The 5,453-nt window shown below is 66.3% G+C and carries 5 protein-coding genes; 1 reads left to right on the top strand and 4 read right to left on the bottom strand.

The window, feature by feature from the left end; translation table 11 throughout:
• Together I6U14_RS17655 and I6U14_RS17650 are read right to left on the bottom strand one after the other, a co-directional pair.
• Positions 1-608, bottom strand: a 608-nt coding sequence (locus tag I6U14_RS17655; protein ID WP_296901107.1) for a VacJ family lipoprotein, incomplete at its 3' end; no start/stop codon positions are given.
• A 127-nt stretch (positions 609-735) separates the two neighbouring features.
• Complete coding sequence (locus tag I6U14_RS17650) at positions 736-1,521, bottom strand: TraB/GumN family protein (protein ID WP_296901105.1); 786 nt, start codon at positions 1,519-1,521, stop codon at positions 736-738.
• Positions 1,522-1,788: 267 nt separating this feature from the next.
• Between I6U14_RS17650 and rnt the strand changes: the two genes are divergently transcribed.
• Complete coding sequence (gene rnt / locus I6U14_RS17645) at positions 1,789-2,454, top strand: ribonuclease T (RefSeq protein ID WP_296901103.1); 666 nt, start codon at positions 1,789-1,791, stop codon at positions 2,452-2,454.
• Between the two features lie 264 nt (positions 2,455-2,718).
• On the opposite strand, the gene grxD is transcribed toward rnt, so the two are convergent.
• Together grxD and I6U14_RS17635 are read right to left on the bottom strand one after the other, a co-directional pair.
• Positions 2,719-3,060, bottom strand: coding sequence for a Grx4 family monothiol glutaredoxin (gene grxD, locus I6U14_RS17640; RefSeq protein WP_296901102.1), 342 nt, complete (start codon positions 3,058-3,060; stop codon positions 2,719-2,721).
• A 181-nt stretch (positions 3,061-3,241) separates the two neighbouring features.
• Positions 3,242-5,071 (bottom strand): N-acetylglutaminylglutamine amidotransferase, encoded by a 1,830-nt coding sequence (locus I6U14_RS17635; RefSeq protein WP_296901101.1) that lies wholly within the window; start codon positions 5,069-5,071, stop codon positions 3,242-3,244.
• Between the last annotated feature and the right edge of the window lie 382 nt (positions 5,072-5,453).

Below are 5,453 nucleotides of genomic sequence, written 5' to 3'. Positions count from 1 at the left end.
ACCAACTCCCCGGCGACAAGCAAATCGGCGCGCCGGTCGACAACCCGCAGCGTCACAAAGCCCCAGTAGATCTCGTCTTCCTCCAAGTTGAAAAATGGGTCCAGAACGATATCGCCGGCCAGACCAAAGGTGTCACGAACGGTGCTGGGCCCTAGGATGGGTATCACGAAATAGGGCCCTGCCCCGAAGCCCCAATACCCCAGTGTCTGCCCGAAGTCTTCTTTGTAGCTCGGCAGGCCGACGTTGCTGGCCACATCGAAGAAGCCCACGAACCCCACGGTGGTGTTGACGAACACGCGCCCGACGTCGCTGCCCGCCCGGGACAGCTTGAACTGCAACACATTATTCACCGCAGACGTCGCGTCGGCGATGTTGTTGAAGAAGTTCGTGATGCCTTCGTCCAGAGGCTCAGGCGTGATGAACTGATACGCCTGCGCGGTCGGCTTCAGGAAGGCGTTGTCAAAGTCGGTGTTGAACCTGAACACCGCTCGGTTGAACGGCTGCCAGGGGTCGCGCGGGTCCCTGTACTCGGACGGCACCGAGGCACAGGCAGCGACGACACACGACAACGCCAGCACGATCGCGGTGCGATTCGGCCATCTGGGCATGCACTCGGTCTCCGGGGTTCGAGCTGCTCCCTGCAAACGCCGGAGGATGGTAACACAGTGCCCGGCGCACTCCCGCCCACGGACGCCCGCACCGATGTCCTCTGCGACGAGGCCGCTGCGGTGCTGCTCAGTACAATCGACGAACGCCGTATCCCGCCGCTTTGAGGCTTGCGAGCATCCCCGTTTCCCCCGGCAGGTGCAGCGCGCCCACGGCGATGAAATAGCGCTGATCTGCCGGCAGCGCCTGAATACGCTCGAGCATCCGCGCATTGCGGCTGCGGATCAGGATGTGCCGGAGACGACGCTGCAAATCTGGCGTCAAGCCTGATGCATGCTCATCACTGAGGGCGAGCAGCTCCCCCAAGGCACCGCGCAGGTAGGCATCGATGAGGGCTTCGAACAGGCGCTCCTGCTCCCCCTGAGCCGCCAGCGCGGCCCGCAGCAGCGCCTGCTGTTCCGTAGGGGTCAGTTGCTCGAATACCGCAAGCTGCTCGGCGGTGGTCTCGAGTCCGATGGTAGCCTTGCCCGCCGCCGCAGCAACTTGGTGCAGCTGCCGATCGAGAAAGTCACCAGTCCGCGCCGGGGGCATGCTGAGCAGCGTCATCACCGCCCAGGGCTTGAGCTTGCGCAGCACCGTTTCCGGCTGTCCCCTGGCCGCCAACGCCTCCACACAACGCCGATAGGTCTCGGGCGGCAGCAGGTCCCGGAGCTCGGTGCCGGCCGGCAGGCGCATGGCGCCGGCGGCAATACGCACCGACGCCGCGTCGGGCACCACCTCCAGCACCAAGGTGTCCGCCGCTGCGAGCGCAGTCGCCACCGCATCCGGCAGACGCAGAACGCGTGGGTCTTCGCTGTGGATGGTGCCGAACAGCCAGCTCGGTGGACCACCGCCGGGCGCGATCAGCTCGAACAATAACCCTTCGGCAGCCGGCGTAGACGCCTCTTCCCGGGGCTCGGCCCAAGCGCAAGCCGCTACAAGCAAAAGCAGCACTGGCCACCACAGCTGCCCGCTGCGGCCGGTCGTCGCCAAGCTCATGGCGCGCATGGCGAGTGTTTCCAGAGCAAGCCCGTGACGGGTCCAGACCGGCGGCCCAGAGACAGCCCCAGGCTGCGAGCTGCCGCCGCGCGAACCGCGCATTGCGATTTGGCGTCCGGCGCACCGACTCCGTATGCTGCCCACATGGACGCAGATACGCCAAACCCTGCCGAGCCGGACGCCGCCGACGACGACAAGCCTGCCATTGCCCGGCGCTTTCGCGGCTTCCTACCGGTCGTCGTGGATGTCGAGACAGCAGGCTTCGATGCAAGCCGCCATGCCCTGCTCGAGATCGCCGCCGTCATCATTCGCATGGAGCCATCAGGTCGGCTGGTGCCGGGCCAGACGCTGGCGTCGCACGTGCTGCCCTTTATCGGTGCCGAGCTCGATCCACGTGCCTTGGCCTTCAACAAGATCGACCCGGCGCATCCGTTCCGCGACGCGGTCTCCGAGCGTGATGCGCTGCGACATGTGCTGAACCCGATACGCAAGGCCGTGAGCACCCAAGGCTGCACTCGCGCCATTCTCGTAGGACACAACGCCCATTTCGACCTCGGCTTTCTCAAAGCGGCAGTGGAGCGCACGGACTTCAAACGCAATCCGTTCCACGCGTTCAGCGTTTTCGACACCGTGACCTTGGCCGGCCTCGCCTACGGGCAGACGGTGCTCGCGAAAGCGGCGCAGGCCGCCGGACTCGGTTGGGACGACAGCGAAGCCCACTCCGCAATCTACGATGCGGAGAAGACGGCAGCGCTATTCTGCACTATTGTCAATCGCTGGGGAGAGGTGACGGCACAGGCTCGGGGCTGAGGAGAGATCCATTCTTAGGCCATCCTCGGCCATCCTGGCCAAAATCGGACGGGGCCGGACCTGTTCAGGCGTGGGACAGTCCCCCGGTTCCTCATCTTCAGCGGCTTGTGCCGCCAAAAATGGCGGGGCGTCCTGCCCCGCACGGGAAACGCCGATAGAAGGGCGTTTAGAAGGGCGTTTCCCTGATCCCGCAGCGTGGCGGGCGCTACGCCGCTCAGGACGCGGCATGGCCGACGGTGGGCCGGCGTCGGCAAGGGACCACAGTCAAGCCGCGCTGTCGCCGCTCTCCGACTTGGCAGCAGCTTGCTCCATCATGGTCTTGAGCTCGCCGCTCTCATGCATCTCGAGCGTGATGTCGCAGCCGCCGACGAGCTCGCCATCGATGTAGATCTGCGGGAAGGTCGGCCAGTCCGCGTAGCGCGGCAGGTTCTCGAAGATTTCCGGGTCCTGCAGCACGTTCACGTAAGCGAACGGTACTCCTGTGCTGCCGAGCGCCTGCGCTGCACGCATGGAAAAGCCGCACTGTGGCATCTGCGGCGTCCCCTTCATGTAGATGACGACGGGATTATTCTTGACCTGTTGGTCGATGCGTTCGAGCACGTCCATCACAATACCTCGGCAGGAGCGTTGTTACGTGCGGGGGAAGTGGGATTGCCGCATGGCTTATCAAGTGCCCCAGTATTTTACTAGGTTTCTTCGTCAGCGTGCGGGGGAGGCAAGCGCCAGTCGACCCATCCCACGGGCTGGCAGCACGACTCGCTACCCGGCGACGCGGGCGCCGCCGTGATCATCGCGTGGCCAGGCCAGCAAGCGCGCCCCCGTTGGATCCGGCGTCCACCTGCCGCTGCAGCCAGTACTCCAGCAATGCCAAGTGCCAAAGCTTGCTGCCCTGGATGCGGGTATGGTGCTGATCGGGTGCGGCGAGCAACATATCCACGTATTCGCGCCGGTACAGGCCGCGGTGGCGACAGGCGTCAGAGCTGAGAATATCCCGCATGAAGTCCAGGAACTCTCCGCGGACGTACTTGAGCGCCGGCATTGGGAAGTAGCCCTTGGGCCGGTCGATCACCGCGTCCGGCAGCCGGCCGCGAGCGATGGCCTTGAGCGGCCACTTTCCCTCGTCGCGCAATTTCAGCGCTGGCGGGCAGCGGGCGGCGGCCTCCACCAGTTGATGGTCCAGGAAGGGTACGCGCGCCTCCAGGCCCCAGGCCATGGTCATGTTGTCCACGCGCTTCACCGGGTCGTCGACGATAAGCGTAGTGACATCGAGCCTGAGCACCGCATCGATGACCTCGTCCGCCAGCGGCTCGGCGAGACGGTCTGCGGCCCAAGTGCCGGTGTGGTCGGGGCCCGCGTAGGCATCTGTCACCAGTTGTAGGTACTCGTCATGGTCGCGGTCGAAGTAGTGGCGCCGGAGCTTATCGGCGGGGCCGCCCTCGGTGTCCGCGGCGATGCGCGGATACCAAAAGTAGCCGCCAAAGACCTCGTCGGCCCCCTGCCCTGATTGGACCACCTTGATGTCGCGGGAGACCTGCTCGGCGAGCAGATAGAAAGCCACCGCGTCCTGACCGAACATGGGCTCGGCCATGGCATCTACCGCTTCCGGCAAACGGCGCAGCACCTGACTGTTCGGTACGCGGAAGCGGTGGTGGCGCGTCTCGTAGCGGGCGGCTACCGGGTCCGAGTATTCGAACTCGCTGCCTGCCTCCTCCGGCGTGTCCTCGAAGCCGACGGAGAAGGTGTGCAGGTCCCGCGCGCCCTGCTCGGCCAGCAGTGCCACCAGCAGGCTGGAATCGAGCCCGCCGGAGAGCAGCACGCCCACGGGCACGTCGGCGATCTCCAGGCGCTTCTGCACCGCACGTTGCAGGCGCTCATGGATCAGCTCGACCCATTCTTCATCGGAGTCGGGCCAGCCCGAGCCCGGTGCCGGCCGGGTGGCGTCCAATTGCCAGTAGGCGCGCTCGGTGCGGCGGCCGTCGGCGTCGATACGCAGCCAGTGGGCGGGCCGCAGCTTGCGCACGCCGTTCAGCACGGTGCGCGGCGCGGGCACCACGGCGTGCAGTGTGAACAGGTTGTTGAGCGCCACCGGATCGATGCTCGTGTCGACGCCGCCGCCGGCCAACAGTGACTGTGTGTTGGACGCGAAGCGGATGCGCTTGGCGTCCTCCGTCCAGTACAGCGGTTTGATGCCGAAGCGGTCACGAGCCAGGAACAGGCACTTGCGGTTCGCGTCCCAGACGGCGAAGGCGAACATGCCGTGCAGGCGCGCCACAGAGTCCTCGCCCCAGGCGTGCCAGGCCTTGAGGATGACCTCCGTGTCGCCGTCGGAGAAGAACTGGTAACCGAGGCCCGTCAGCTCCCGGCGCAGCTCCGGATAGTTATAGATGCTGCCGTTGAACACCAGTGCCAGCCCGAGGCCTTGATCCACCATGGGCTGGTTGGCACGCACCGAGAGATCGATGATGCTGAGCCTGCGGTGCCCGAAGCCGAGCGGCCCGTCGCTGTAGCTGCCGCCGTGATCCGGCCCGCGCCGTGCCAGCGGCCCGAGCATGCGGCCGATGGCCGTCAGATCAGCCGGGGTGCCGTCGAGACGCAGCTCGCCGCAGATGCCGCACATACGGGGTCTCCTTTGCCGGAGTTGGGACAGGGGCCGCTGACGGGGCCAGCCCGGGGCACGATGCTCTAGCCCAGGGCCGAGGACCGAGGACCGAGGACCGAGGACCGAGGACTCTCAGTGTAATGCGCCAGCCTTGGAGTGTCGCTGCACCGCTCCAGCGATACGTCAGGCCCGCGCTGTTGTCCCCAGCAAGCGACGCTGCGACGTGGCCACCCAACACCCCGCTGGAGGTGGAACGGGTGATGCGCTCCCGCGAGGTTGCGCCCACCGTTGTTACCCGAGCGTCTCCCCGTCGCCCCCCCCGCCCGCCGCCTCGATCCCCCCCCCGTCGCCGGGTCCCCCCTCCACGTCGCCCTTGCCGGGCACGGGCCGGCCGTTCCGC

It is taken from the genome of Thiohalocapsa sp., from assembly GCF_019695415.1.
Lineage (GTDB): Bacteria > Pseudomonadota > Gammaproteobacteria > Chromatiales > Chromatiaceae > Thiohalocapsa.
Note: the sequence above shows the minus strand (reverse complement) of the source record. Positions and strands in the feature narration are given on the sequence as shown.

Coding starts and splice junctions, on each gene's coding strand:
- I6U14_RS17635 (WP_296901101.1), bottom strand. CDS start 5,071: ATGTGCGGCATCTGCGGCGAGCTGCGTCTCGACGGCACCCCGGCTGAT.
- rnt (WP_296901103.1), top strand. CDS start 1,789: ATGGACGCAGATACGCCAAACCCTGCCGAGCCGGACGCCGCCGACGAC.
- grxD (WP_296901102.1), bottom strand. CDS start 3,060: ATGGACGTGCTCGAACGCATCGACCAACAGGTCAAGAATAATCCCGTC.